Source organism: Bacillus spongiae (assembly GCF_037120725.1).
GTDB lineage: Bacteria > Bacillota > Bacilli > Bacillales > Bacillaceae_K > Bacillus_CI > Bacillus_CI spongiae.
Map to the genome: position 1 here is coordinate 48,001 of NZ_JBBAXC010000017.1, position 23,303 is coordinate 71,303.

General features: G+C 36.3%; 22 protein-coding genes and 2 pseudogenes. 20 read left to right on the forward strand and 4 right to left on the reverse strand.

All coding sequences use genetic code 11. The features are described 5' to 3' along the window. Positions 1–353 precede the first annotated feature (353 nt). The 5 genes from WAK64_RS17755 (at position 354) to WAK64_RS17775 (ending at position 4,998) form a co-directional block, all read left to right on the forward strand. Complete coding sequence (locus tag WAK64_RS17755) at positions 354–539, forward strand: hypothetical protein (RefSeq protein WP_336588341.1); 186 nt, start codon at positions 354–356, stop codon at positions 537–539. A gap of 589 nt (positions 540–1,128) precedes the next feature. Next, positions 1,129–2,892, forward strand: coding sequence for a DNA helicase RecQ (gene recQ / locus WAK64_RS17760; protein WP_336588342.1), 1,764 nt, complete (start codon positions 1,129–1,131; stop codon positions 2,890–2,892). 136 nt (positions 2,893–3,028) lie between these two features. Next, the gene (locus tag WAK64_RS17765; protein ID WP_336588343.1) at positions 3,029–3,613 is read left to right on the forward strand and encodes a histidine phosphatase family protein; all 585 of its coding nucleotides are present in this window, start codon (positions 3,029–3,031) and stop codon (positions 3,611–3,613) included. 102 nt (positions 3,614–3,715) lie between these two features. Further along, on the forward strand, positions 3,716–4,189 hold the full coding sequence (locus WAK64_RS17770; protein ID WP_336588344.1) for an 8-oxo-dGTP diphosphatase: 474 nt from the start codon (positions 3,716–3,718) through the stop codon (positions 4,187–4,189). 623 nt (positions 4,190–4,812) lie between these two features. Continuing rightward, positions 4,813–4,998, forward strand: coding sequence for a hypothetical protein (locus WAK64_RS17775; protein ID WP_336588345.1), 186 nt, complete (start codon positions 4,813–4,815; stop codon positions 4,996–4,998). A 513-nt stretch (positions 4,999–5,511) separates the two neighbouring features. Here WAK64_RS17775 and WAK64_RS17780 read toward each other — a convergent pair. Further along, positions 5,512–6,309 carry an alpha/beta hydrolase family protein gene (locus WAK64_RS17780; RefSeq protein ID WP_336588346.1) on the reverse strand — a complete coding sequence of 266 codons (798 nt, stop codon included), beginning with the start codon at positions 6,307–6,309 and terminating at the stop codon, positions 5,512–5,514. Between the two features lie 487 nt (positions 6,310–6,796). Between WAK64_RS17780 and WAK64_RS17785 the strand changes: the two genes are divergently transcribed. Beyond that, positions 6,797–7,003, forward strand: coding sequence for a hypothetical protein (locus WAK64_RS17785; protein ID WP_336588347.1), 207 nt, complete (start codon positions 6,797–6,799; stop codon positions 7,001–7,003). 25 nt (positions 7,004–7,028) lie between these two features. On the opposite strand, the pseudogene WAK64_RS17790 reads toward WAK64_RS17785, so the two are convergent. Then, a pseudogene (locus WAK64_RS17790) lies at positions 7,029–7,547 on the reverse strand (IS1595 family transposase); the annotation flags it as partial. A 133-nt stretch (positions 7,548–7,680) separates the two neighbouring features. Between WAK64_RS17790 and WAK64_RS17795 the strand changes: the two are divergent. From WAK64_RS17795 to WAK64_RS17850, 12 genes and pseudogenes are all read left to right on the forward strand, one after another. Beyond that, complete coding sequence (locus WAK64_RS17795) at positions 7,681–8,484, forward strand: alpha/beta fold hydrolase (protein WP_336588348.1); 804 nt, start codon at positions 7,681–7,683, stop codon at positions 8,482–8,484. Between the two features lie 297 nt (positions 8,485–8,781). Continuing rightward, on the forward strand, positions 8,782–8,937 hold the full coding sequence (locus tag WAK64_RS17800; RefSeq protein ID WP_336588349.1) for a hypothetical protein: 156 nt from the start codon (positions 8,782–8,784) through the stop codon (positions 8,935–8,937). Between the two features lie 400 nt (positions 8,938–9,337). Beyond that, positions 9,338–9,493: a hypothetical protein gene (locus WAK64_RS17805; RefSeq protein ID WP_336588350.1), complete on the forward strand. Its 156-nt coding sequence runs from the start codon at positions 9,338–9,340 to the stop codon at positions 9,491–9,493. A gap of 301 nt (positions 9,494–9,794) precedes the next feature. Then, positions 9,795–9,953 carry a hypothetical protein gene (locus tag WAK64_RS17810; RefSeq protein WP_336588351.1) on the forward strand — a complete coding sequence of 53 codons (159 nt, stop codon included), beginning with the start codon at positions 9,795–9,797 and terminating at the stop codon, positions 9,951–9,953. 348 nt (positions 9,954–10,301) lie between these two features. Beyond that, positions 10,302–10,460 (forward strand): hypothetical protein, encoded by a 159-nt coding sequence (locus tag WAK64_RS17815; RefSeq protein WP_336588352.1) that lies wholly within the window; start codon positions 10,302–10,304, stop codon positions 10,458–10,460. Positions 10,461–10,527: 67 nt separating this feature from the next. Then, entirely contained in the window at positions 10,528–11,394 is an 867-nt protein-coding gene (locus WAK64_RS17820) for an McbB family protein (RefSeq protein ID WP_336588353.1), read from the forward strand. Continuing rightward, positions 11,387–12,208: a nitroreductase family protein gene (locus tag WAK64_RS17825; protein ID WP_336588354.1), complete on the forward strand. Its 822-nt coding sequence runs from the start codon at positions 11,387–11,389 to the stop codon at positions 12,206–12,208. The genes WAK64_RS17820 and WAK64_RS17825 overlap by 8 nt, the downstream gene beginning before the upstream one ends. Then, a complete protein-coding gene (locus WAK64_RS17830) occupies positions 12,205–13,323 on the forward strand; it encodes a YcaO-like family protein (RefSeq protein ID WP_336588355.1) in 1,119 nt (372 codons plus the stop codon). Before WAK64_RS17825 ends, WAK64_RS17830 begins: the two co-directional genes overlap by 4 nt. A 13-nt stretch (positions 13,324–13,336) precedes the next feature. Next, on the forward strand, positions 13,337–14,443 hold the full coding sequence (locus WAK64_RS17835) for a YcaO-like family protein (RefSeq protein ID WP_336588356.1): 1,107 nt from the start codon (positions 13,337–13,339) through the stop codon (positions 14,441–14,443). 31 nt (positions 14,444–14,474) lie between these two features. Then, complete coding sequence (locus WAK64_RS17840) at positions 14,475–15,233, forward strand: ABC transporter (protein ID WP_336588357.1); 759 nt, start codon at positions 14,475–14,477, stop codon at positions 15,231–15,233. 16 nt (positions 15,234–15,249) lie between these two features. Next, entirely contained in the window at positions 15,250–15,960 is a 711-nt protein-coding gene (locus WAK64_RS17845) for an ATP-binding cassette domain-containing protein (RefSeq protein WP_336588358.1), read from the forward strand. Positions 15,961–16,032: 72 nt separating this feature from the next. Then, positions 16,033–16,382 (forward strand): annotated as a pseudogene (locus tag WAK64_RS17850) (IS1595 family transposase); the annotation flags it as partial. 418 nt (positions 16,383–16,800) lie between these two features. Here the strand turns inward: WAK64_RS17850 and WAK64_RS17855 are convergent. Together WAK64_RS17855 and WAK64_RS17860 are read right to left on the reverse strand one after the other, a co-directional pair. Further along, a complete protein-coding gene (locus WAK64_RS17855; RefSeq protein ID WP_336588392.1) occupies positions 16,801–18,003 on the reverse strand; it encodes a winged helix-turn-helix domain-containing protein in 1,203 nt (400 codons plus the stop codon). Positions 18,004–18,510: 507 nt separating this feature from the next. Continuing rightward, a complete protein-coding gene (locus tag WAK64_RS17860) occupies positions 18,511–20,112 on the reverse strand; it encodes an ABC-F family ATP-binding cassette domain-containing protein (protein ID WP_336588359.1) in 1,602 nt (533 codons plus the stop codon). A gap of 189 nt (positions 20,113–20,301) precedes the next feature. Between WAK64_RS17860 and WAK64_RS17865 the strand changes: the two genes are divergently transcribed. Both WAK64_RS17865 and WAK64_RS17870 read left to right on the forward strand, forming a co-directional pair. Next, complete coding sequence (locus tag WAK64_RS17865; RefSeq protein WP_336588360.1) at positions 20,302–20,424, forward strand: hypothetical protein; 123 nt, start codon at positions 20,302–20,304, stop codon at positions 20,422–20,424. A 487-nt stretch (positions 20,425–20,911) separates the two neighbouring features. After that, a complete protein-coding gene (locus WAK64_RS17870; protein ID WP_336588361.1) occupies positions 20,912–22,837 on the forward strand; it encodes an endonuclease MutS2 in 1,926 nt (641 codons plus the stop codon). Positions 22,838–23,303: the final 466 nt, after the last annotated feature.

The window sequence follows — 23,303 nt, forward strand, 5'->3', positions numbered from 1 at the left end:
TATGTACGTTCTCGTTGTAGAATCATTTTCACATGGTTGATAAAAACATGGATGGCACTTACACCATAAAGGCTAACATCCTAAAAGTGTGTATGCAATAAAAACAGCTAGTCAAATACTGATAATATATGACAAAAACCTCCTCCTGGTCTTCTACATTAAAGAAGAAAAATTTGCTTAGTAGAGCAGATAACTACGTATTCTCCTGCTGCGGAAAGTAAAGGGACCAACAGTGGGAGAATTATTTAATCGTTTATAAATATTAGCATTCATTTTTATTGTCCAATAAGCCCAAACGGTTCTCTTGACCTTGAATACAATGTAGTGGGAATAAGTTATGAGGAGAGGGTAGAATGAGTCAGAAAGAAACGGAAGAAGAAGTTGTTGAAACAGAAGAAACAAGGGCTGATTTTTGGGACTTCTTTTGGAGAGGGAGACCAGTTGAACAAGAAGATGTGGTAAAGAATGAACAAGAAGAGGTTGGAGAAGGAGAAGAAGAGGCTCCTAAGCAAGAAAGAAGAGGATTTCGTTGGTTTTAAAGCTTAAGAAAAGGATTCATAAACTATGAATCCTTTTTTATTGTTAGAACGAAAGGTAAATGTAGGCGTTATATAGGGAGTAGGGTTTTTTAAAAGTTAATATGTCTTGTAAAAAATGAAGGGACTTTTATCCGCAAGTGCTGTTCTGGCCATTGTGGCTCGTTTTGTTGGACAAATAATTCGTTATTTTTCACATTTCTACGGTAGAATAATGGGATTTATGATAAGCTTCAAATAAAAGTAGTTTTACAACGACGATACCATAAAACGTTTGCTAGCGTCCGTTTTGCTATGTAGTCGTATAAAAGGACGGGGAAAAATAGCCTCTTTGATTAAATGAAGCTTTCTCCTCTTTAATGAAGTATAAGTACTTGGGAAGGTGTATTCGTTAAAGGGTTTTATGTCTTCTGGATATAGTGGGTGGACTATGGAAGTTTCTATAGCATTCACCTGTTTCGATTTTATCGACTCATTTAAACAAATGGAAAAGCAGCACCAATTTAGCTTAAAATTCTAAGGAAAAGAACGATGGGAACGAAAAAAGGAAATTTACATTATTCGTATTGAGATAACATTGAAAGGAAAAAATATGAATCTTATTAAGGCGAAGGAACAATTAAAACATTATTACGGATATAATACGTTTCGCAATGGTCAAGAGGAGGCAATTGAAAGAGTATTAAAAGGAGAAAAAACGGTCGTTATTATGCCGACAGGCGGAGGGAAATCGATTTGTTATCAGATTCCAGCATTATTGCTTGAGGGGACCACCGTCGTTATTTCACCTTTAATCTCTCTTATGAAGGATCAGGTAGATGCTCTCAATGAAATGGGTATTCGTGCTACATATATTAACAGTACACTTTCTTCAAATGAGGTGACGACAAGAGTTCAGCACTTAATTAATGGAGAATACAAATTAATCTACATTGCTCCTGAACGATTAGAATCCGTTACCTTTTTACAACAATTGAAGCAAGCTAAAATTCCCCTAATAGCAATTGACGAGGCACACTGTATTTCCCAATGGGGACATGATTTTAGACCTAGTTATTTGAAAATCACGTCATTTATAAATGAATTTCAACCGAAACCAAGAGTTATCGCTTTGACGGCGACAGCAACTAGTCAAGTAAGAAATGATATATGTGAACAGTTGCAGATTCCTTCTGACCAAAGTGTGATAACAGGCTTTGAACGACCGAACCTTTCATTTTCTGTTTTGAAGGGAGAAGACAGAGATCGTTTTTTACAAGACTTTATTAAAAAGAATGAAAATGAATCAGGAATCATTTATTGTGCGACAAGAAAGGAAACAGAGAGGATTTACAAAAAGCTAAAGGCGCAAAAAAGGAATTGTGGGATGTATCATGGAGGCATGTCTCATATGGAAAGAAAGGACATGCAGGATCAGTTTTTGAATGATGAAATTCTTGTTATGGTAGCAACGAATGCGTTTGGAATGGGAATTAATAAATCTAATGTTCGTTACGTCATCCATTATCAAATGCCACGAAATATGGAGAGTTATTATCAAGAAGCGGGTAGAGCAGGTCGTGACGGTGAAAATAGTCAATGCTTTTTATTATTTTCAGCACAAGATATTCAAATACAGCGGTTTTTAATTGATTCCTCTGTTAATGAAATGATGAAAGAAGCTGAAACGATAAAGCTTCAACAAATGATTGACTATTGTCATACTGAAGCTTGTTTACATACTTATATTATTAACTATTTTGGAGAAGAAAGTGTTGCCCCCTGTGGCGTTTGTGGCAATTGTCGAGATGAACGAGAGACAATTGATGTTACGAAAGAGGCACAAATGGTCTTATCTTGCATGATTAGAATGGGGGAGAGATTTGGGAATACGATGATTGCTCAAGTACTGACAGGGTCAAAAAACAAAAAAATAACAACCTTTGGCTTTCAAAAGCTGTCAACATACGGCTTGATGAAAGGAGTTGCGCAAAAGGAAGTGAGTGCACTAATCGATACCTTCATTGCGCAAAAGCTTATTGATGTTGAACCAGGCAAACTCCCCATCCTTAAAGTATCAAGTACAGGTAAAGATGTCTTATTAGGAAAAAAGAGGGTCTACCGAAAAGAAGCTCATCAAGCAAGTGAAATTAGCGTTCATGATGAATTATTTGAAACGTTACGTCAACTTCGAAAACAGCTAGCGGATGATGAGGGTGTCCCACCCTTTGTTATCTTTTCTGATAAAACATTGCGTGAGTTAAGTGCCCACCATCCAACGACATTTGAAGCTTTTCTTGAAATTAAAGGAGTTGGAAAGCAGAAACAAGAGAAGTACGGAAAGGTATTTATCGAGAAGATAAAAGGGTATGTGTAGTATTGTAAAGAACATAAATAAAACCTGTTGCATTCGTTGCAGCAGGTTTTTTTATTATTATAACCTCTTGTACAACTTAGGAAGAGTTTGAAATAATAGTCATTGGACTATGATCAAAATTATGGGAAGTGACAGAATGACGACTATATTTCTAGTAAGGCATGGGGAAACAAATTGGAACGCAATCGGTAAACTTCAAGGAAGAACAGATATACCATTAAACAGTGTAGGGGTTCAACAAGCTGAAGAATGTAGTATGTACTTAAAAGCTTTTGAGTGGGACGTAATGATAACAAGCCCGTTGAAAAGAGCTAGGACAACGGCAGAGATCATTAATAAAAAATTAATGGTTCCTCTAATTGAACGAGATGAATTTTTAGAAAGATGCTATGGAGATGCTGAAGGCATGACAATAGAAGAAAGAACAGCTACATTTCCGGATAAAATATATAGAAATCAAGAGGAATGGACTTCTTTAAATCAACGTGTAATGACAGGGATTCAAGAATTACATCAAAGATATAAGGGGCAAAAGATTTTACTTGTCGCACATGGAGCAGTAATAAATGCTATTCTAGCTACTATTTCCAATGGTGAGATTGGCACTGGTAAAACAAAATTAATGAACGCTTGTATAAGTAATATTCATTATCACGAGGAGCAATGGAGAGTATATGATTATAATCAAGTTGCTCATCTTTCTAATTATTGTGGGGTGTGACTAGTAAGACGAATTCTAGGACATTTTGTGGGTGAAAGGTGTTTTAGTATACCATCTTGGGTCCTTATGAGTTAGAACATTCTTCATTATGGGGTGAGTAAAATGAGCGAAAAAATAAATTATAAATTCTGGACGGTTTGTTTAGTACGAGATAATGATAAAGTGCTGTTACTAGATAGACAACATGATCATTTCAAAGGATTTATTCCGCCAGGCGGAAAAGTAGAGTTCCCTGAAAGTTTTGTTGAAGGAGCTATAAGAGAAGTAAAAGAAGAAACAGGACTTGAAGTAAGTAATCTTATTTTCAAAGGAATTTATGAATATGTTAATCCTGAAAAAAACGATAGATATATTATTTTCAATTACATAACCAATGATTTTAAAGGGGAGTTAATCCAAAACTCACCTGAAGGCAAGCCTGTATGGATTAAGATTAATGAAGTCAATCATTTACCAATGCAGAAATCAATAAAAAGGAGGCTTCCTTTGTTTTTTGAGGAGGGGACATTTGAATTCCAAGTGTATTGGGACAATGAAAATGAAACCGAGGGCGAAGTGACTCTTAGAAGAACGTAATAGGCCAAAAAGGACTATAGTAAAGTAATGTTACAAGTTTTCTTGAGATTCAAGCCTTTCCCAGATATAATCAAGTGGCCTCTAATAGGTTAGACAGTTCAAAAAGGTGAATTTGACAGTAAGAATAGGATACATTCATGCAAGAGTGATCGTCAGGATCTTATACATGTGATTCAGCTGCATTATAGTTGAATAAAAGAGGTTTCATTAGTATCACTTATTTCTGTTTACGTGAGTTTGATTATTATTTCATTAATCTTATTGCTATCTACAAGTGACTATCTTTCCCTAGATAGGGTTAAGATCACCTACAAAAAGGTTAAGGGCCATCAGCGAGAGAACAGAAAATGGAGAAATATCTAAGCGGAAAAAGAATCAATTGTCTCAATCGAGCGATGTGTATTTTAATTTAGGAATGTATTATCCAGATAATGAAGACAGCTAATACTTGGGGTGTAGTTTTAAAATAGAGTTTGTTCAAAAATCCTGTTGATAGATTGGCAGGATTTTTTTCTTATTATAGAAAAGGATCATTATCTTGAAGACTAGAATTAAAGGTAATACACAGTTTAATAGTCATAAAAATTTAAATTTTTAAAAAATTAGGAGGAATTACATGATTTTTGTCGAAATGGGATTATATACATAAAGATAGTGATAATATGAAAAAATTCAAAAAAATAGCATTGTTATCTGTAGTTTCTTTTGGGTTAATTGCAGGATTTGGAGGTTCTACTGCATCAGCAGGAACACCAGTTGATCATCCAGATTGCATTAAAGTAACTCATAATCATTGGCTATGCTATTAAATTTAAAGTAAAGGGACTGTATTTCTGAACAGTCCCTTTTTTATAGGTTTTCGGCATGCTCACAATGAACTGCTCACAAATTTTTTGCAAATCACTATACTTAACCAAACTATTAAAACACTGATTTATCAACAGTAAAATAGGTGAAAATCGTAGTAGTTGTCGAATACACATCGTAAACGAGTCTTATTTCACTAGTAGATGACAGTTTTTTATCTCCCTTAATTCCAGCTATTTCTATCTACACCATATGGAGAATAGTTCCCCCATGTAGCTCTACCATCAGGGATTCATTTTAGGCATACAAGCTAAGAACAAAATACAATCTCCCATGAAAGAAACAGGGAGGTAAAGGAAGGTTTTATTAATAATGGGCTACCGGTTATGATTATGTATAAAAGCATGTATTGGTGAGCGAACAAAGTTACATCTATTTTCTATACTGTAATACTTATTGCCCCTAAACCCTCCAAACAAAGAGAAAAATTTGTTATTCCCTGTCGTCGCCTATCCTTACTTGTTGACTAGTAACTGCACCTCTTCTTTAACTGTTTGCCAAGCGGAAGAGGTAGTATTAGATAACATAATGTGCTCTGCATTAGGAAGGTTAACATATTTTACACTATCTCCTGCCCTTTCTGCTTCACGGTGATAGTGATCACTAATCCCAATCGGTACGTGGATATCAAGAGCACCATGAACTAATGTCTGGTTGACACCGATTGGAAGAAGTTCAACAGGAGAAGCCTGTTTGTAGCGATTTGGATACTCCTCAGGTGAACCTCCTATTAATTCAGCTGTTGGATTGTCTGGTTCACGAGTTAGTACATGATCACGATAATGGTGAACACTATACATCATTTCAAGGTCGTTCACACCAGCAAGACTAACCGTACCAAGAATAGAAAGAGGGTCTTCCATGAAAAGCTCGCTATCCTTAGGAATTCGATGACGTGCAGCAATCCAAGTCGCGAGATGACCACCAGCGGAATGACCAATTGTGACAACCTTATTCAGGTCGAGCGGATAAGATTTTGCGAGGGTACGTATGTAGTCACTCGCATTCGCAGCATCAAGTAATGTACCTGGCCAACCTCCACCATCTTGGCCAGTACGACGGTATTCAATGTTCCATGTGGCGACCCCGCTTGCTGTTAAGTCTTTCGCTGCCGCTCTCATCCTCTCAAGCGTGACTCGTTTTCGCCAAAATCCACCGTGAATGACGATAGCGACAGGATGAGGTCCTTCCCCTTCAGGTATAAGTAGTTCCCCAAATTGATTTTCGTTTGTTCCATAAAATATTTTTTCCATTTTTCTTTCACCTCAATGGTTGATGATTGATTCAAATTTATTAAACCATAGATTTGAATTTAAACAAAGTTACTTTTGATTACGCCATTTATCATTAGGAGATATTGGATGGCCATAAATACACCGAGAGAATCTATTAGAATTTACGAATCCACGTACCTTTGTGAGTTAAGATAAAAGTTGTTTAAAACCCGTCTAGAAGAATTTGGAAGGGTTTTAATCGTGATAAAATATACCTTCCTAAAATATGTGCAACTAAGTTCCCGCAAGCATCGTCAACTGCATCATACGAAATACCCGTTTTTAATACTGTTTGCTTTGTTAGCCCTCGTAGGTTTTGTATTATTCGGCGGTGGTAGTGGGATTAATATGCACTTAACGTCGTAAAAATTAATAAGTCCGTTTTATAAAATTGTTTTTCTTCTATATTTAACGAGTAAATTATGGTAATTTAATTGTGAGTTTATTATTTTAGGAGATGGATAATTTGAAAGGGTTTATTTTGGGAATAATTAGTGTTTTTTTAACAGTTATTATCCACGAAGGGGTATTGTCACTTATAGGCTTTAATTATGCTTTGTTTAGTGACGAATTTAATTTTTTATCATTACTGGTTGATTTGGGTCTTTTCGTGGCAATTTTTATGCCAATTTACCTTGTTGCAAAGAAATTTATATTTAGGAAAGCTCATTAGACCTTAACGTTTTTAAGGTCTTTTCTTATCCGATTTTATGCATTCTAACTATTATTTCGTTAGATCTTAGCATACTGAAATCAGTATTTGTTCTACTCTTTTCTCTCTAATTCAAGCCAACGGAACCAATAAAGGAAGTTATTCCTATATTTTGTTGCAACTCCTTGAAATCGAGTTTTCTAACGATTATAAAAGTGATGGGCGTAATGAATGTAAAAGTTCTTTTTTTTACACGATGTTTCTGTCCCTCATTGACTGTTTCGTCCTGTAATCCCATTATATTGGCAAACTTTTTTTAATTTGTTGCTATATTTCTACATAACAAAGCAGACGGGTGAATATACTCACCTATCACAGTATCAATTTCCTCTCTATAACATGACTTGTATCTGATTTTGGAGCAATCTACCATTTCGGACTTGTTCTACAACACCGGCAATTTTAAGTTTAGAAATCCTTCTTTTTTCTTTTTCTCCACGTTTCTTGAGTTTTCTATAGGTGATTTCATTACCTTCCGAAAGAAGGCTTCGTTACTCTCAACGATTAGGAATCATCTGTATTATTTCAATAATCTCTTTGTAGGTGGTCTGAATCTCCATGCAAAAGCAAGAAAAGGTTCCTTTCTATTTATGTGGCTTGTTCATACTATGAGAATAAAATTAAAAGGAGGCGACACAATGCCGTTTCTAAATGTGGAAGACCAAGTCGGTTTGTATTATGAAGACGTGGGTGACGGGACGCCGGTCATTTTCATCCATGGCGTATGGATGAGCAGCAAATTCTTTCAGAAGCAGACCGAATTTTTTAGTAAAAATCACCGGGCTATCCTAGTTGATTTACGAGGTCACGGCCAGTCCTCGAAAGTCCATCATGGACATACTGTTGCAAATTATGCGCGTGACTTGCACTGTTTTATCGAAAAGCTTAACCTGAAAGATGTCGTCCTCGTCGGATGGTCGATGGGTGCTTTCGTTGCATGGGATTATCTCCAGCAGTTTGGTGAGGAAAATGTTAAGGGCACGGTGATAGTCGATGAGCTTCCGTCCGATTTCAAATGGGATGACTTCTCCATGGGTGCTTTCGATTTCCCAACTCTCATCCATCTCATGCGTGAAGTTCAGAACAACCGAACAGGATTTCTCACTGAGTTTATTCCACTCATGTTTAAAAAGGAGCTTTCTCAAGACGCCTTCGATTGGATGCTTAAAGAAACATTGAAACTACCAGAATCCGTCGCAAGCGCAATCCTATTCGATCAAACTGTCGTCGATTATCGTAAGCAATTTCAAAATATCAACGTTCCGACTCTCCTATGCTTTGGAAGAGACGAAAAGCTAATACCAGTCGCAGCAGGAGAATACATCCATAAACGTCTGAATCACTCACAGTTCACCATTTTTGAAAACAGCTGCCATTGTCCATTTTTAGAAGAGCCAGATATGTTTAATAAAACTGTAAGCGGGTATATTTTATCGTTATAGAAAAAGGTGAGAAAATGACTCATATAACGAATTTCTTATATGAGTCATTTTCGTTTCGAGGCAATATAACCCTATTATTTAAATAATAAAAACCGTACTTTGCATTCTATTAACTAGTATAAAGAACATAGATTTATAGCACATTACATACCTAAATTGGAAAAATAGTGAGGTATTAACAATAAGCATACATAATATAGTTAAATAGTAAAGACTTTACAATAATAAATATTATATGTATAATTTATAATGTATTCAGAAAATTGAGTAATTTAAGTAAGAATGGTGGTGATACATATGTCTAACGAGAAAATGAAAACTCAAGTAAACAACCCTAAAGCTGAACGCTCTAAATTCGGACAAGGTGTAACGGGTACACCTGTCAGATTTTCTATTCCAAAACCATCTGTTTGCGCAAGTGGTTGCGGTGCAGCATCTAAAGTGAAGAAATAGTGATTCCAGAAGAGTAATGGTTTTGTACCATTACTCTTCTTTTTTATACTATTAATTAAAATGATAAAAAATGAAATTAGAGTCATCTTCTCTTTGGGTGGTAAATACTCGCTGTCTAATTCTAGGGATTTTCTATTATACTGATCTTGAGCATATAGAATACTAAAACGATAAATTGAGGATTAAAATAAATTTCTAATACAAAAATAAAGAATTTATAGTTTTATACTCTCTGAAAGAGTATAAAGAACCTATATATATTGCACACTAGTAAAGGTTTTATAGTTAAATTACATAATTTACTTATAAAGTAAAGACTTTACAAAAATAGATAATTTTCGTATAATTTACATAGTATTCAGAATATTGAGTACATTAAACAAGAATGGTGGTGATACATATGACTCAAGCAAAAAATAAAACTCAAGTGAACAAGCCTAAAGATGAACGTTCTAAATTCGGGCAAGGTGTAACGGGTACACCTATTAGATTTCGTGATGCAAGACCACCTCTATGTTCAAGTGGTTGTGGTGCAGCAACTAAAGTGAAGAAATAATATTTTAGAAGAGTGATGGTCTTGTACCATTACTCTTTTTTTATATAGTCTCTATTAATAAAATGATGAAAAGAGAAATTAGAGTTATCTTCTGTGGATAGTAAATTCCTGCTGCATAAATTTATTTAATACAAGAAATAAAAAGAATTTTATCTTTCACTCTATTAACTAGTAAAAAGAACCTAAACACATACCACATTACAGAAAAATAGTAAAGTCTTTACATTAGTGGATATTATTTGTATACTCAATATAGTATTCAGAATATTGAATAAGATAAATGAGAATGGTGGTGATACATATGCCTAACGAGAAAGCTAAAACTCAAGTGAAAACTCCTAAAGGTCTACGTTCAAAATTCGGACAAGGTGTAACCGGTACACCTGTAAGATTTTCTGATTCAAGACCACCAGGAATGTGTGGAAGTGGTTGTGGTGCAGCAACTAAAGTGAAGAAATAATATTTTAGAAGAGTGATGGTCTTGTACCATTACTCTTCTTCTTTTTATAATCTCTATTAATCAAAATGATGAAATAAGAAATTAGAACCGTCTTCTCAGAGGGTGGTAAATGCTTGCTATAATAATTTTCTAACATAAAAAAATGTATACTTTTCACTCTATTAACAAGTAGAAAAAACTAGATTTATACCACATTACAGAATTAAGTTAGCAAAATAGGAAAGACTTCATAAAAAATATACATAATATAGTTATATAGTAAAGACTTTACAATAAAAGATATTATAGGTATAATTTACACTGTATTCAGAACATTGAATAAGTTGAGTGAGAATGGTGGTGATACATATGGCTGAAGAGAAAGCTAAAACTCAAGTGAAAAAGCCTACAGGTGAACGTTCAAAATTCGGACAAGGTGTAACAGGTACGCCTGTAAGATTTTCTATTTCAAGACCACCAGGTATGTGTGGAAGTGGTTGTGGTGCAGCAACTAAAGTGAAGAAATAGTGATTCTAGTAGAGTGATGGTCTTGTACCATTACTCTACTTATTTTTAAAGGAGCTATTAAATAAAAATGGTGAATACATATACAATTAACAAGTTCATTTATCATGTATTGTCAAATGGTGAAGGCGTCATCCAAACACAAGCTGGGATTGTTCGTACAGACAATAGAGATATCATGCGCCTTATACAAAATTGGGATGAAACAAATCAAACAATGGCTAATGAGGAAGAATTCAAGTCAATGTTTGCCGAAGATTATATTGAAGCGATAGAATTTTTGGAGTCATACAACATTATAGAAGAAGTTAAGGAAAAGAACTTAGATATTGACCGAGTAACCATCATTTCTAATCATAAAGAAATTGGGACATTATTACGTTCTACAATACAAAACGATTACGGAAAACATGTAGATGTGAACTTATACGATACAGCTTACTATAAGCCTAGTAAAGATAAGGAACTGACTGTTGTGTTCTTGAATCCATACAATAAGGAACTTGGATTGGAATTAAGAAATCGTCAAATGAACGCTCCTACCTCCATTATGTTGATGAGTTACGTTTATGAGAGCAATTTCTACTTGGATAGTTTATATAGTCCTGATTGGAAAACCCCATGTCATCAATGTCACATGGGACATATTGAAACCCAATCATTAGTTGCAGATTCCGATAATTTGACCTATCAGCAATTGGTTTCCTCTCTTTATGCTGTAGATCAGAACTTTAAGATTGAAGTTCCACTAACGGCTACACAACACATGAACATTGTTACACTAATTAGTAACCAATTGAATCGATTTATGAACGATTTCCAAACCTCTAACCTTCATCCTGAAGAGATGACGAATTGCACCTTATTGGATTTGAAAACGCTGAAGTATTATAAAGATACTGCACTTCATTGGGAAATGTGTGACTGCTATGAATAAGACTCAAACAACTTTAGATATTTTCCAGCAGAAACAAGATACCTTTTATGCAGATGCGATGCAAGACAAGATTTTGGATGAAAGAACTATTCATGATATTTCTAAGTTTCATCAATCTACAACGTGGCATTTCCCTTTTCATTTCGGATTAGACGATCGTACACTTGAATGGATGGACCTTGTAGAGAATACGGACGTGTTACCAGAAAATGTCGAGGATGAAATAATATTCGATGATGACGCTAATCATGAACATGACTATAAAAGCACAAGACATTTCAATCTTGATGAAGGGCTGTCTATTCAACAACTAGGTGAGGTACTAAAATGTGCTTTCAGCCGGAACTCATTTAGGGGCTCTAAACCATATCCATCTGCTGGTGCGCTTTACCCTGTCATTCCGCTCCTGTACATATTGAATGATAAAGCAGTTGAAAATGGAGGAGTAGCAGGTTGTTATGTCTTTGATTCTACTAACCATAAACTGATGCTGATTAAGTCATTTAATGAAGAAGATCAAGAAAAAGTGAGACGGAACTTATGTCAAAACGAAGATTTATATTCAAATTTAGCAGTTGGCTATGCCCTTGATATAAAAAGAGCGATCACAAAATATAAAAAGCGGGGCTATAGACACGGCTTAATTGAAGTAGGTTTGATGGCTCAAAGCTTTAGAAATAGTATTAATCGGTTTCAAGACATGGGAGAATGCTGTTGGTCTGGTTTTAATGACAATGCACTGTCTCATCTTTCAGGACTCAATCCTAAATTGGCCCCTCTTATTATGATGCAGTGGTTTGGAAAAACACGATGATTTTTCAAAGGAAAAAAGGAACCATTTTCGGTTATAAGACGAGAAAATTTCAGGCAACCGATCAACTCGTACAAGCCTACTCTAGAATACCGAATTTCATGGATGATGAGGGGTATACCGGGCCAATTGAATGTGGAGGAATAGACAGGATCACTTCTGTTGCCATTAAGAAGGCTTTTTCTGAATCAATAGAACGAAGAGCTGTTACGTTAGGTGCGAAGGGTGTGTCGGAAAGAGATTCTAAATATGAGAATTGGCCAAAACTTCACCTAGGAACGAATGAGAATGGCGGCTATAGCCCATCATTTGATTTAATTAGGCAACAACCAGTTCTAATTCCTAGAGAAGTCACTAGTCTTCGGAATAAGAAGCCTTTTATCGTAGATACAACGGGTACAGCTACCCACCCGATTCCTCAAATGGCAAAATTGAATGCAGTCAAAGAATTATTTGAAAAGAACGCCCTATTTTCATTTTGGTATGGATCGAAAGGAAAAAGGGTTAATCAATTCTCATTCGATATATCCAAGAAATTAGAGAAAATGGGATATGAACTCAACATGTATGTGGTAGACATCTTTGCTCCGCTTCAAGTGGTTATTTTAATCGGTCATAACCCAAATCACTACACCGATTTGAAATATATATTCGGAGTTGGTTCAAGTGTAAATCTAGAGGATGCAATCAAAAAGGCGACTACTGAAGCGTACATGCTCCGCCTCTATTATAATGTGCTCTATTTCCGCGGGGAACATCAGTCGGGCTTATCGTCCTATGACAACGAGATAGTTCAACAACCGATGCGTAAAGATGTTGAATCTCATATAGAAGGTTTTCAAAACCTCCCTACGTATCAAGGGTTTATGACTAGTGATACCAATGAAAATCTCGATGTGATTATCGAAGGCTTACCAAAATGGTTATCACAGTTATACATAACCGTATTGCCACAGTCATTAAATAAGGAAATGATTGTCGTCAAAGCTTTTTCGCCTAACCTTATTAACCACATTCCAAAAAAAGAATTTGTTGAAATCGACATCCCGTTCATTTCGAATTTTTTACAAATAAGTGAGACAGAATTCGATGCATTACCAGACTGTCCAATCATTTAACAGGAGAATAAATATGGATATTGAATTTCAAAACCAATCAAATAGTTCTTCCTCCCTTCTTAGTCATGTTGTACTCAAGAGACCGCTATTTCTAAATGGAATAAAAACGTGTAAAGTTTCCTCAAATTTACACGTTGGTACATCTGGTCAATCAGTAGGATATAGTATTAATAAAGTCGTTAAAGCCTCTTTAGGAGAACATCTTGAAAGGTTAAGTCTTTTTAAATCCAAGTTGAAGCCTGATGATGAAAGAGCGATGTACTTCGATGCCTTCAACATACTTAGTGGAGAGACGATACAAGTTCCGACATCAGACATATTGCTAGAGTATAATTTGCCGTTTTTTAAACACTATAAAAATATGGATTCTCTTTATAGCGATACATGTGGGGTGGCTGCACATATTAATAGTCGAGATGCGATGCTCAGTGGTTTTTTGGAATTCGTCGAACGCCAGTCGCTGATTCACACATGGCTAACGGAACGAATTGGAACCAGCGTCAGACTAGACACAATTAAGGATGAGCATCTCCATAAGACGATCCATCACTTGAAGAGATTTGTTAATGAAATTAGATTGTTTAATATCTCTATTTCTAAGCATGTCTATGTCATTTTAACGTTAGGCTTCCATGATAAATATTTTTCAGTCGGAGTTAGTGCCGATCCGAATCTTGACAAAGCGATTAATGGCTCACTCAATGAATTTGCCATGATTTTAGAAGGAAGTATACTTGCTGAAAAAGAGTCAATGGAGGAACAGCCTTTTCATGATAGCCAGCTTTATTCTGAGATTTTCTACAATCTTTCCGTAGAAGATTTTCGCAATAAATTCAAGTTTTTGCTTCAATCTCCACCGATGGATAGGGAAGTAGAAAGTAAAGAATATACATTTAATCAGCTTATACATAATGTAAGTGAAGAATTAAAAATACCGATCTATTGCACATTTATTCCGAGTTTCATAGAATCAGGACCTGAGAAAATCGTGAAAGTTTTTTCACCTGATGGATATCCGCATATGAATACGGAGCTATTTGATCCGGAAGATTTTAAGATATCCAATTCATTACCTTATAATGGTTTTCCGAATAAAGGAGTACACATTCCTTTTCCGTAATTTTAAAAAACAACATGAGAGGGGTACGAACGTGGTAAAGACTTATGAATTCTTTGTCTTCTTCAATCGAGTCGTTTGGAAAGAGAGTAAATTAGCGATTATCTGGCCGATGATGCTACCCTTGATTACTTTTTTCCTAATCAACTATCGGTGGTTCTATGATAAGCCAGAATTCGACACAATGCTGTCCTATTTTGCTGGATTTTGGGCATTTATCATTGTGACCGTATTTCTGAACGGAGTCGGTTTACGGTTGTCTATTTTCAGAGAAACGGGTTTTTTGAAAAGTTTTACGTATATGACAGGATCTAAGAATCCTATTGTGTTTGGACTACTTATGAATCAAATGGCGCTTGGGTTTGTTTCGTTGATTATTTTCACTGTTATTAACGGAGCTATTTTCAATCTACCCGTCCTTACATTACTGTTTTTGGTAACCTGTATTTATGTGTTAGTCGCATTGCCGATTTTCTTATTAATGATGTGGTTGCCTTCGGTTGCGGTGCGAGCGACGACAATCTATTCCATCAGCAATATGTTAATCTTTCCTGCAACCTTCATTGCTGTTTATCGAGATGTCATCCAATTTCCGTTATTAAACTTTCTTTTTAGTCTGAATCCAGTCGAATATGTGTATCGAATGTCTATTTTATTAAGTAACGCATTTGACTTAACTAACATTGCGACGTATAACAATTGGATTATACTGGCCATTTCTGTCCTTTATTCCATCATTGGCATCGTTTGTTGGAAAAGACTGAAGCTCGTATCAACAATGGTCAGAACATAATGGGAGGGAAGAATGAATGATATCAGTAAAAGATGTAAATTATCGTTATCCAAAAGCGAAAAGTAATGTTTTAAACGATATAACCATGTCGTTTGACCAAGGTAAAGTAAACGTGATAGCTGGATTGAATGGGGCAGGAAAAACGACACTCTTTGATCTAATTACAGGGGTCTATCCGATACAAAATGGTGAATTTCAAAACGTACCAAAAATGGATGATATTCTTTATCAAATCCAAGGAACATTTCTTTCACAGATGATTCTTGGGCGAGATTATGCGAGGCTTGTATATAAAATTTCTGGTAAGAAGTTTCAAAAAGGATCTCCTTCAGCTTTCATTGATTTAGGGGATCAAAGGGAGAATACACTGCTTGAAAGGTTATGGAACCGTGAGCTCGGGCAAATGTCTGTCGGTGAGCGACGATGGCTCTATGTTACTCTGTTGTCTCAATTAGATAGAAAGATGTATTTGTTCGATGAGCCGACGAGTGCGATTGACCCGTCTTCAAGGCTGAAGATTTGCAAGCGGTTGGAAAGACTCGCCAAAGAACCCGGCAAAACCGTCATTATGTCGAGCCATCATCTACATGAATTAGAATTCATTGCCTGCAAACTATTTGTCATGAATAATGGTAGCGTTACATTCCAAGGATCCTATCATGAATTCCTATCAACCTTTGAAACAACGAATCCAGATATCGCTTTTGATCACTGTATTAATCTATAGAAGGAGCGCAATTCATCCTTGAATTGCGTTTTTTTTGAGAAGGAAATATGGTACTCATTGTCCTGTAATTGAAAGGCATTTTTCGTTCTTCGTTCAATGGTTGCAAATGTTAGAAGGGGTTGTCAAAAGTGAAGCTACCTTATTAAAAAGTCCCTAAAAGGAAGGAAAAGTTTAGGCTGGAAGCCAAAGAAACGAGGAGGAAGAGATAAAGAGGGGGGGAGCAATCTTCATATAGCAGTTGTGGTCGCCCAAGACCATAGTGGTTAAGTTAACGCTCAAGAAGCTGGAACTGTCGAGTAAGAGCGGAAGGAATTAATGCGGTAATCGGTAGCTAAATTGACCCGTCTTCTTTGTTATGCCAGGATACTGCCACGAACAACAAGAAATTTGCTCTGAAACAAGAACCCATTGACGTGAGCAAAGTAAGAAGGTGGCGGACAAAGAGAGTAAAACCAGATGCTACTCAGTGCCTGCCAAGACTTAAATTGTCTTACCGTAAAAATTTTGTGTGGGGTATATGTAATTCTCTTTTTTTCATAATCGAATATAAATTTCCTTAAATAAGCTGCCCTCTTACTTGAGGAGGTCATAGGTTATATAATACCATGAAAGTAAATAATTCTTTGTCTGTTCCATAAGCCACATTGTCGACGAAAAAAGAGCCAATTGAAAAGAACATCTGTCGGTTTAAAAACCAACAACATCATGTCGAACCAACTCGTTATTGCGGGGACTCAGTCAGGGCCCGAATCGAAGTGTGTTCTTAGGCGAAAGTGTATCAGGTAAAGAGATAGAGAAGAGCTAAGCGAATTCACCGCGTCAGCTCTTTTATCTTCTTACTTAATTCAAATCGGATTGATCGATGACGATACTTTTGACTTGGTTGAAGGCAGCAAACCGTTCTAGTGCTTCATGCATTTCTCGTTTCAAATGATTCGTCTTCTTTACACAAGGTTCGAGCTGCAGTAAGCGAACGTGCAATGTTCCGCTCTTGCGATCAAGGCTTGGGTCCATTCGTCCAATCAATTGATCTCCATATAAAATCGGCATGGCATAGGGACCATATTTCCGTTTTGCCTTAGGAGTGTAAATCTCCCACTTATAATCGAAATCAAACAAATCGCTTATTCGCTCACGTCGCCAAAGTAAATTATCAAGCGGTGCTAAAAATGAAACAGGACCTTTAATCGGTGCAGTGTCTTTAAAGGACTTCAATTCATCTAAATCTTCCGCCAACATATAATATGCCCGTTTGATGCCCACCACATCTAAAGGAATGACGGTATCGCTCTGAATGCGTCGATCCACCTCAGCCCTCCGTTCAGTTGCGTTCATCTTTTGCCAGCCAAAACGAGGGTCTCTTTGATCAAAAACCCGATAAGCCCGTAAGTATTTATTAATTAATGCTTCACGAGCATCCGCTTCATCAATCTCTTTCGCTTCCTTCACAAAGTCATCAGGAATACTTCCTTCTGTCATAGCAAAGAAACGTTCTGTTCTTTCTCTATGAACGACCCGAATCACACCCGCATCCACGAGAAGGTTCAGTGCGAGAGAACTGTCTTTCGTTTTTGGCATTTGATTATCCCAATAGCCACGCACGCGGTTTTCAGACTTGAATGCACGAGAAGGGAGCGGACCTTCAGACGCCAATCGATTAAGCACCGCACCCACTACAGGACCGAGGTTTTTTAAAGGTTTTTCAACTTGTGCTAGAATCCGGTCGCGAATCGGTTCAAAGATTGGAAAGTCCTCAACTGGAATAACACAGGCAGCATTTGCAAAATACTCAAAGACCTTTCCATCAGAAAGGAGCTGATCCAATAGATTCGGATCATAGCCAGGAATACGCACTGCGAGGGCTAAATGCTGGTTTCGCTCCACGACAGAAACGGGATCTAGTTGAACACACTCTAACCTGCGCAGCATTTGTAATACTGATGACACATCAGTTGTTCCATTCAGTTTTGGTTTTAATAAATGTTGCTTGTGTAAAAGAAATCGTCTAAGGGTAATTCGGTCAACTGGATAAGGGATGGTCATCTCCACAACTACCTCCGAAATATTTTTCCTAATCATATCATTAATCACGTGAATAATTGACCCTCTATCGATAACTAATTAAGATAAAAAAGAATAGTCTGATAATCTTAGAGGGGAGAAAATTGACATAAGCTATGTTCCTACTCGCACATCTAATGAAAAGAATATTATTATGGGGACTGTTCCTTACTATGATAGATGTACTGTTTGTGTTAATCAACAAAAGGGAGCATTTGTAGAAAGTCTTAATGAGTTGAATAAAAAAACATGCTTTATCCTATTTTCAACACAAGCTTTTCTATTTTATCAGGTGTTATTTGCATCATTTTGATGAAACTTTTTATCTCTAACAGTTTGTTGAAGTACAGAAATTTATTCTAGCAAGCCTTTCCTAAAAAACGTAAAGAGGGAGTTGTGAGGGGCTGTCTGTTATTTTTCTTCCATGGCCGAGTTAGAACTTGATGATAAGATAAGCAAAGAGCTATCCAAAAGGATAGCTCTTACTGTTTACTTATTTTCTTTCTTATAGTCTAAATATTCGTCGTAGGTCATTAATTTATCGGTAATCGTACCTGCTTCGTGAATGTCAATGACACGATTAGCAATTGTTTGGATAAACTGGTGATCGTGTGAAGCAAAGATGATGGAACCTTTAAAGTTGATTAACCCGTTATTGACGGCTGTAATGGATTCTAGATCTAAGTGGTTCGTAGGTTCATCTAATAGCAAGACATTTGCACCACTTAGCATCATTTTAGATAGCATACAGCGCACTTTTTCTCCACCGGAAAGCACACTTGCTTTTTTATGAACCTCTTCTCCGCTAAAGAGCATTCTGCCGAGGAACCCGCGTAAAAACGTTTCACTTTGATCATTTGGTGAGAATTGGCGTAACCAGTCAATTAAATCCAAATCAGATCCTTCAAAGAAGCTAGAGTTATCTGCTGGGAAATAGGACTGAGAGGTTGTAATCCCCCATTTATACGTTCCGCTGTCAGGTTCCATTTCCCCTGCAAGAATTTTAAATAACGTGGTTTTAGCGATTTCGTTCACGCCGACTAGTGCAATTTTTTCATCCTTATTCATTGTAAAGGAAATATTATCAAGTACTTTGACTCCGTCGATTGTTTTTGATAATCCTTCAACTCGTAGAAGGTCATTCCCGATTTCGCGTTCAGGTGTGAACCCGACGTATGGGTAACGACGAGACGAAGGTTTAATATCGTCAAGAGAAATCTTATCAAGTAGTTTTTTACGAGATGTTGCCTGTTTAGACTTAGATGCATTGGCACTAAAGCGAGCAATGAAGTTCTGAAGATCTTTAATTTTTTCTTCTTTCTTTCGATTCGCGTCTTGTGCCAATTTCAGTGCAAGCTGGCTAGACTCATACCAAAAATCGTAGTTTCCAACGTATATTTGAATTTTTCCGAAGTCTAGATCCGCAATATGTGTACATACTTTGTTTAAAAAGTGACGATCGTGCGAAACGACAACAACAGTATTTTCAAAATTAATTAAAAACTCTTCTAGCCACTGAATGGCAGCGATATCTAAATGGTTGGTCGGCTCATCAAGTAAAAGAACATCAGGTTGACCGAAAAGAGCTTGAGCTAAAAGTACTTTTACTTTTTCAGAACCTGTTAAATCCGCCATTTTCTTCGTGTGAAGCTCTTCTTGAATGCCAAGTCCCTTTAAGAGGATGGCAGCCTCTGATTCTGCTTCCCAACCATTAAGCTCAGCAAATTCACCTTCTAGCTCGGCCGCTTTCATACCGTCTTCATCTGAAAAATCTGCCTTCATGTAAATCGCATCTTTTTCTTGCATGACCGCATACAGGCGTGTATGTCCCATAATGACGACTTTCAACACTTCTTCTTGGTCGTATTGGAAGTGATCCTGCTTTAAAACGGCTAAACGCTCATCAGGGCCAAGAGCAACAGAGCCTGTTTGAGCCTCAATCTCACCTGATAAAATTTTTAGAAATGTCGACTTGCCCGCTCCATTTGCCCCAATTAGTCCGTAGCAATTCCCTGGGCTAAATTTAATATTCACATCTTCAAACAGTTTACGATCAGCAAATCGCAAACTAACATTTGATACTGTAATCATATTTATATTCATCCTCCAAACCTTATATCTAACGTATTATACCATATATAAGTAAAAAGAATAGAAGAAAATCACTACAAGCTGAAGGGAAAATAGTGGACTGTTTTAGAAAAATTACATATAATGAAATCAAAGTTGCTTTAAACCAAAATTATAGGGGTTATTCAACAAAAAAAGAAGGTGAAGGAATTGAAACGACCAGATAACGACTATGCATTGCATGGAAAGAAGAATGTAAAGCCATATATTTTTCAGCTCATCCCAATTTCAGCTGCTGCAGGAGTCTATACAGTTGTTCAGTTCTTTTTATAAGTAATCTTCCTTTTTTCTGTTAACAAGTGGCAAATAAGGCGAATGTGAATATACTATATAGGGTGAAAAGCTATTTAACTTGTTTCGTTTTCTATTTGACTAGAGGAGCTTCAAACAGGACGCTCATTGACAAGGTACTTCCAAGGAGTTATGATGGAATAGAATTTAATGATAAGGAGTTTTGTTCTATGTTAGGTGTCGTTCTTAACTAATCCGTAATTTCATACGGTCATTCTTGCAAGCAAATAAAAAACTATTTGCTTTAAATTACCAATTAAGATTGGGTTATTTAGTATGTGCAAGAAATGATAGTTAAGAACAATGGTCATCACATAGCTCACAACGGGATATCTGTAAAGCTGTGTCTATTGACGCAGCTTTTTTTTCGCGTACACAGAATCGTCGTACTCCCGTCATGTCTACACGAAAAGACCGCAGTGAACATTGTTCACCTGCGGTCTTTTTTATTAAAAAGGAGGAAAAAGAAATGAATCAAGAGATGATGAATATTTTACAGTTTCAACAGATTAAAGAGGAGATAGCAAGGTATGCCATAACAACAGAAGGGAAAACGAAAATAGTAGCATTAAACCCGAGCGTGAATAAGAAGAAAATAATCGCTTGGAAAACAGAAGTTGTTGAAGCCTTAAGCGTTATTCAGAAAAGTCGTAGTGTTCCAATTCACGGATTAGAGGGAATGGAGCAGTTATTTAAACAGCTTAATAAAGGGGTTGCGCTTCGTGCCGACGTTTTAGTAAAGTTGGCGGGCTTTCTTGATCACTGTAGTAAATTGAAAAGATTTATGCAGGATAAGCAGTATGTAGCACCTGTTATTTCGAGCTACGTGTATTCAATTGAAGAATTACCTTTTTTAGAAGAAGAGATTCAACGATGTATTCGTCATGCACAAGTAGATGATTATGCAAGTAAGGCATTGCTAAAAATCAGAAAAGAATTAGCGATTGAAGAAGAAAGGTTAAAGTCGAAATTACAAAATGTTGTTCAATCAAAGAAATTCGCATTGTATTTACAAGAAGCGATTGTCAGTCAACGCAATGGAAAGTATGTCGTTCCAGTCAAAAAAGAGTATAAGCGAAAGGTTGATGGAAGTGTTGTAGATATGTCTGCTTCCGGTTCAACTTTATATATAGAACCAGTCGAAATAGCCAACCAACAAGAAAAAATAGAAATGCTACGCTACCGGGAAGAAACAGAAATGGAGAACATTTTACACTATTTAACTGGGTTAGTAGAGGCTAATCAACAAATTCTATCTGTTGCGACCGAAACAATGGTGACATATGATGTGATTTTTGCGAAAGCAAAATATAGTGAAATAATTGGTGGAAATACAGTTTTACTAAATGAATCTCACCGAATTCATTTAAAGAATGCAAAGCATCCATTGTTAGGAGAACAAGCGATACCATTAAATGTTTCGCTAGGAGATGGAACACATGCACTTGTTATTACGGGACCAAACACCGGTGGGAAAACGGTGACGATAAAGACAGTCGGTTTATTGACATTGATGATGCAATCAGGTTTATTGCTTCCAGTCGACGAGGGGAGTGAAATGAGTATATTTCAAAATATATTTGTTGATATAGGAGATGGGCAAAGCATTGAACAAAATTTAAGTACCTTTTCTTCACGAATAAAGAGTATTATTGGGATTCTTTCTGAAACAAATGATCTTTCTTTAGTGTTGATTGATGAATTAGGCTCTGGGACTGATCCGAGTGAAGGCATGGGCTTAGCAATAGCCATTTTAGATGAATTATATGAAAAAGGCGCAACCATATTTGCGACGACTCATTTTAATGAAATGAAGGAATTTGCCAATAATCGAGAAGGTTTTATCAATGGCTCCATGGAATTTGATTTAAATACGTTAAAGCCTACGTATCGATTGTTGATCGGTAAAGGAGGAGACAGTCAAGCGTTTCAAATCGCTTTAAAGTTAGGGATGCACCATGAAATTATCGAAAAGGCTCATATGCTTACGTATAAAAAGGAAGCATCATTTGATCCGAATGACGACTTAGCTTTACGACAGCAAAAAGAGAGACAGCTTGCGAATAACCGATACACAAAGAGAGAAAAAAAGGAGAATTTAAAAAAGGGAGATGTAACGGTATTCAAAATGGGGGACAATGTGAAAATTCCATCTGAAAATGAACATGGGATTATCTACAAAGGGCCAAATGACAAGGGCAACTATATTGTTCAAGTGAAAGGAGAGAAAAAGGAATATAATCATAAGCGCTTGTCCCTCTATATTCGTGCAGAAGAATTGTACCCAGACGATTACGATTTCAACATTATTTTTTCATCCGTAGAGGACCGAAAAGTGGATCATCTCATGAACCGAAAGCATGTGGATGGATTGAAAATCGTGAAAGAAGAATAATCAATTGTATAATAAAAAGACGAGTAATAACTATGTCGAGTACTCGTCTTTTTTATTGGTTGTTTTTTTAGTCATTCTGTATAACGGGAAGTATAATGCGTTTTTAGGAACAAGTTAATAACTTCTACAATCGATTGAAAGAATGGATGGAATGATTTCAAGGTGTAAGTTTGAAATTTATCTCATTGGTCGTGTTAGCTTGAATTAGGAAAAGGTTTAACAATTTGATAAACGAGTAGAGAAAATGTTTAGAAGTAAATAAGAAAAAACCTCTTTATTGTGGAGTCATTTGCATAATGAGATATCAGTATAATTATCATATTTTTTTCAATAGTTCGTTCGTATACTACTTTTTATCTGCAAATCTTTCCATTTCTTTTAGTTCTTTTTAGATAGTCCAGTAGAAATGTTTCAACTTTAGTGCTCTTTCCCTACAGTTAAATGAGATACAAAGTCTTTGAGTTCA

What these genes read in the sequence shown, in the direction of transcription:
- WAK64_RS17755 (WP_336588341.1), top strand. Translation starts at nt 354, where the DNA reads ATGAGTCAGAAAGAAACGGAAGAAGAAGTTGTTGAAACAGAAGAAACA.
- recQ (WP_336588342.1), top strand. Translation starts at nt 1,129, where the DNA reads ATGAATCTTATTAAGGCGAAGGAACAATTAAAACATTATTACGGATAT.
- WAK64_RS17765 (WP_336588343.1), top strand. Translation starts at nt 3,029, where the DNA reads ATGACGACTATATTTCTAGTAAGGCATGGGGAAACAAATTGGAACGCA.
- WAK64_RS17770 (WP_336588344.1), top strand. Translation starts at nt 3,716, where the DNA reads ATGAGCGAAAAAATAAATTATAAATTCTGGACGGTTTGTTTAGTACGA.
- WAK64_RS17780 (WP_336588346.1), bottom strand. Translation starts at nt 6,309, where the DNA reads ATGGAAAAAATATTTTATGGAACAAACGAAAATCAATTTGGGGAACTA.
- WAK64_RS17795 (WP_336588348.1), top strand. Translation starts at nt 7,681, where the DNA reads ATGCCGTTTCTAAATGTGGAAGACCAAGTCGGTTTGTATTATGAAGAC.
- WAK64_RS17800 (WP_336588349.1), top strand. Translation starts at nt 8,782, where the DNA reads ATGTCTAACGAGAAAATGAAAACTCAAGTAAACAACCCTAAAGCTGAA.
- WAK64_RS17805 (WP_336588350.1), top strand. Translation starts at nt 9,338, where the DNA reads ATGACTCAAGCAAAAAATAAAACTCAAGTGAACAAGCCTAAAGATGAA.
- WAK64_RS17810 (WP_336588351.1), top strand. Translation starts at nt 9,795, where the DNA reads ATGCCTAACGAGAAAGCTAAAACTCAAGTGAAAACTCCTAAAGGTCTA.
- WAK64_RS17815 (WP_336588352.1), top strand. Translation starts at nt 10,302, where the DNA reads ATGGCTGAAGAGAAAGCTAAAACTCAAGTGAAAAAGCCTACAGGTGAA.
- WAK64_RS17820 (WP_336588353.1), top strand. Translation starts at nt 10,528, where the DNA reads ATGGTGAATACATATACAATTAACAAGTTCATTTATCATGTATTGTCA.
- WAK64_RS17825 (WP_336588354.1), top strand. Translation starts at nt 11,387, where the DNA reads ATGAATAAGACTCAAACAACTTTAGATATTTTCCAGCAGAAACAAGAT.
- WAK64_RS17830 (WP_336588355.1), top strand. Translation starts at nt 12,205, where the DNA reads ATGATTTTTCAAAGGAAAAAAGGAACCATTTTCGGTTATAAGACGAGA.
- WAK64_RS17835 (WP_336588356.1), top strand. Translation starts at nt 13,337, where the DNA reads ATGGATATTGAATTTCAAAACCAATCAAATAGTTCTTCCTCCCTTCTT.
- WAK64_RS17845 (WP_336588358.1), top strand. Translation starts at nt 15,250, where the DNA reads ATGATATCAGTAAAAGATGTAAATTATCGTTATCCAAAAGCGAAAAGT.
- WAK64_RS17855 (WP_336588392.1), bottom strand. Translation starts at nt 18,003, where the DNA reads ATGACCATCCCTTATCCAGTTGACCGAATTACCCTTAGACGATTTCTT.
- WAK64_RS17860 (WP_336588359.1), bottom strand. Translation starts at nt 20,112, where the DNA reads ATGATTACAGTATCAAATGTTAGTTTGCGATTTGCTGATCGTAAACTG.
- WAK64_RS17870 (WP_336588361.1), top strand. Translation starts at nt 20,912, where the DNA reads ATGAATCAAGAGATGATGAATATTTTACAGTTTCAACAGATTAAAGAG.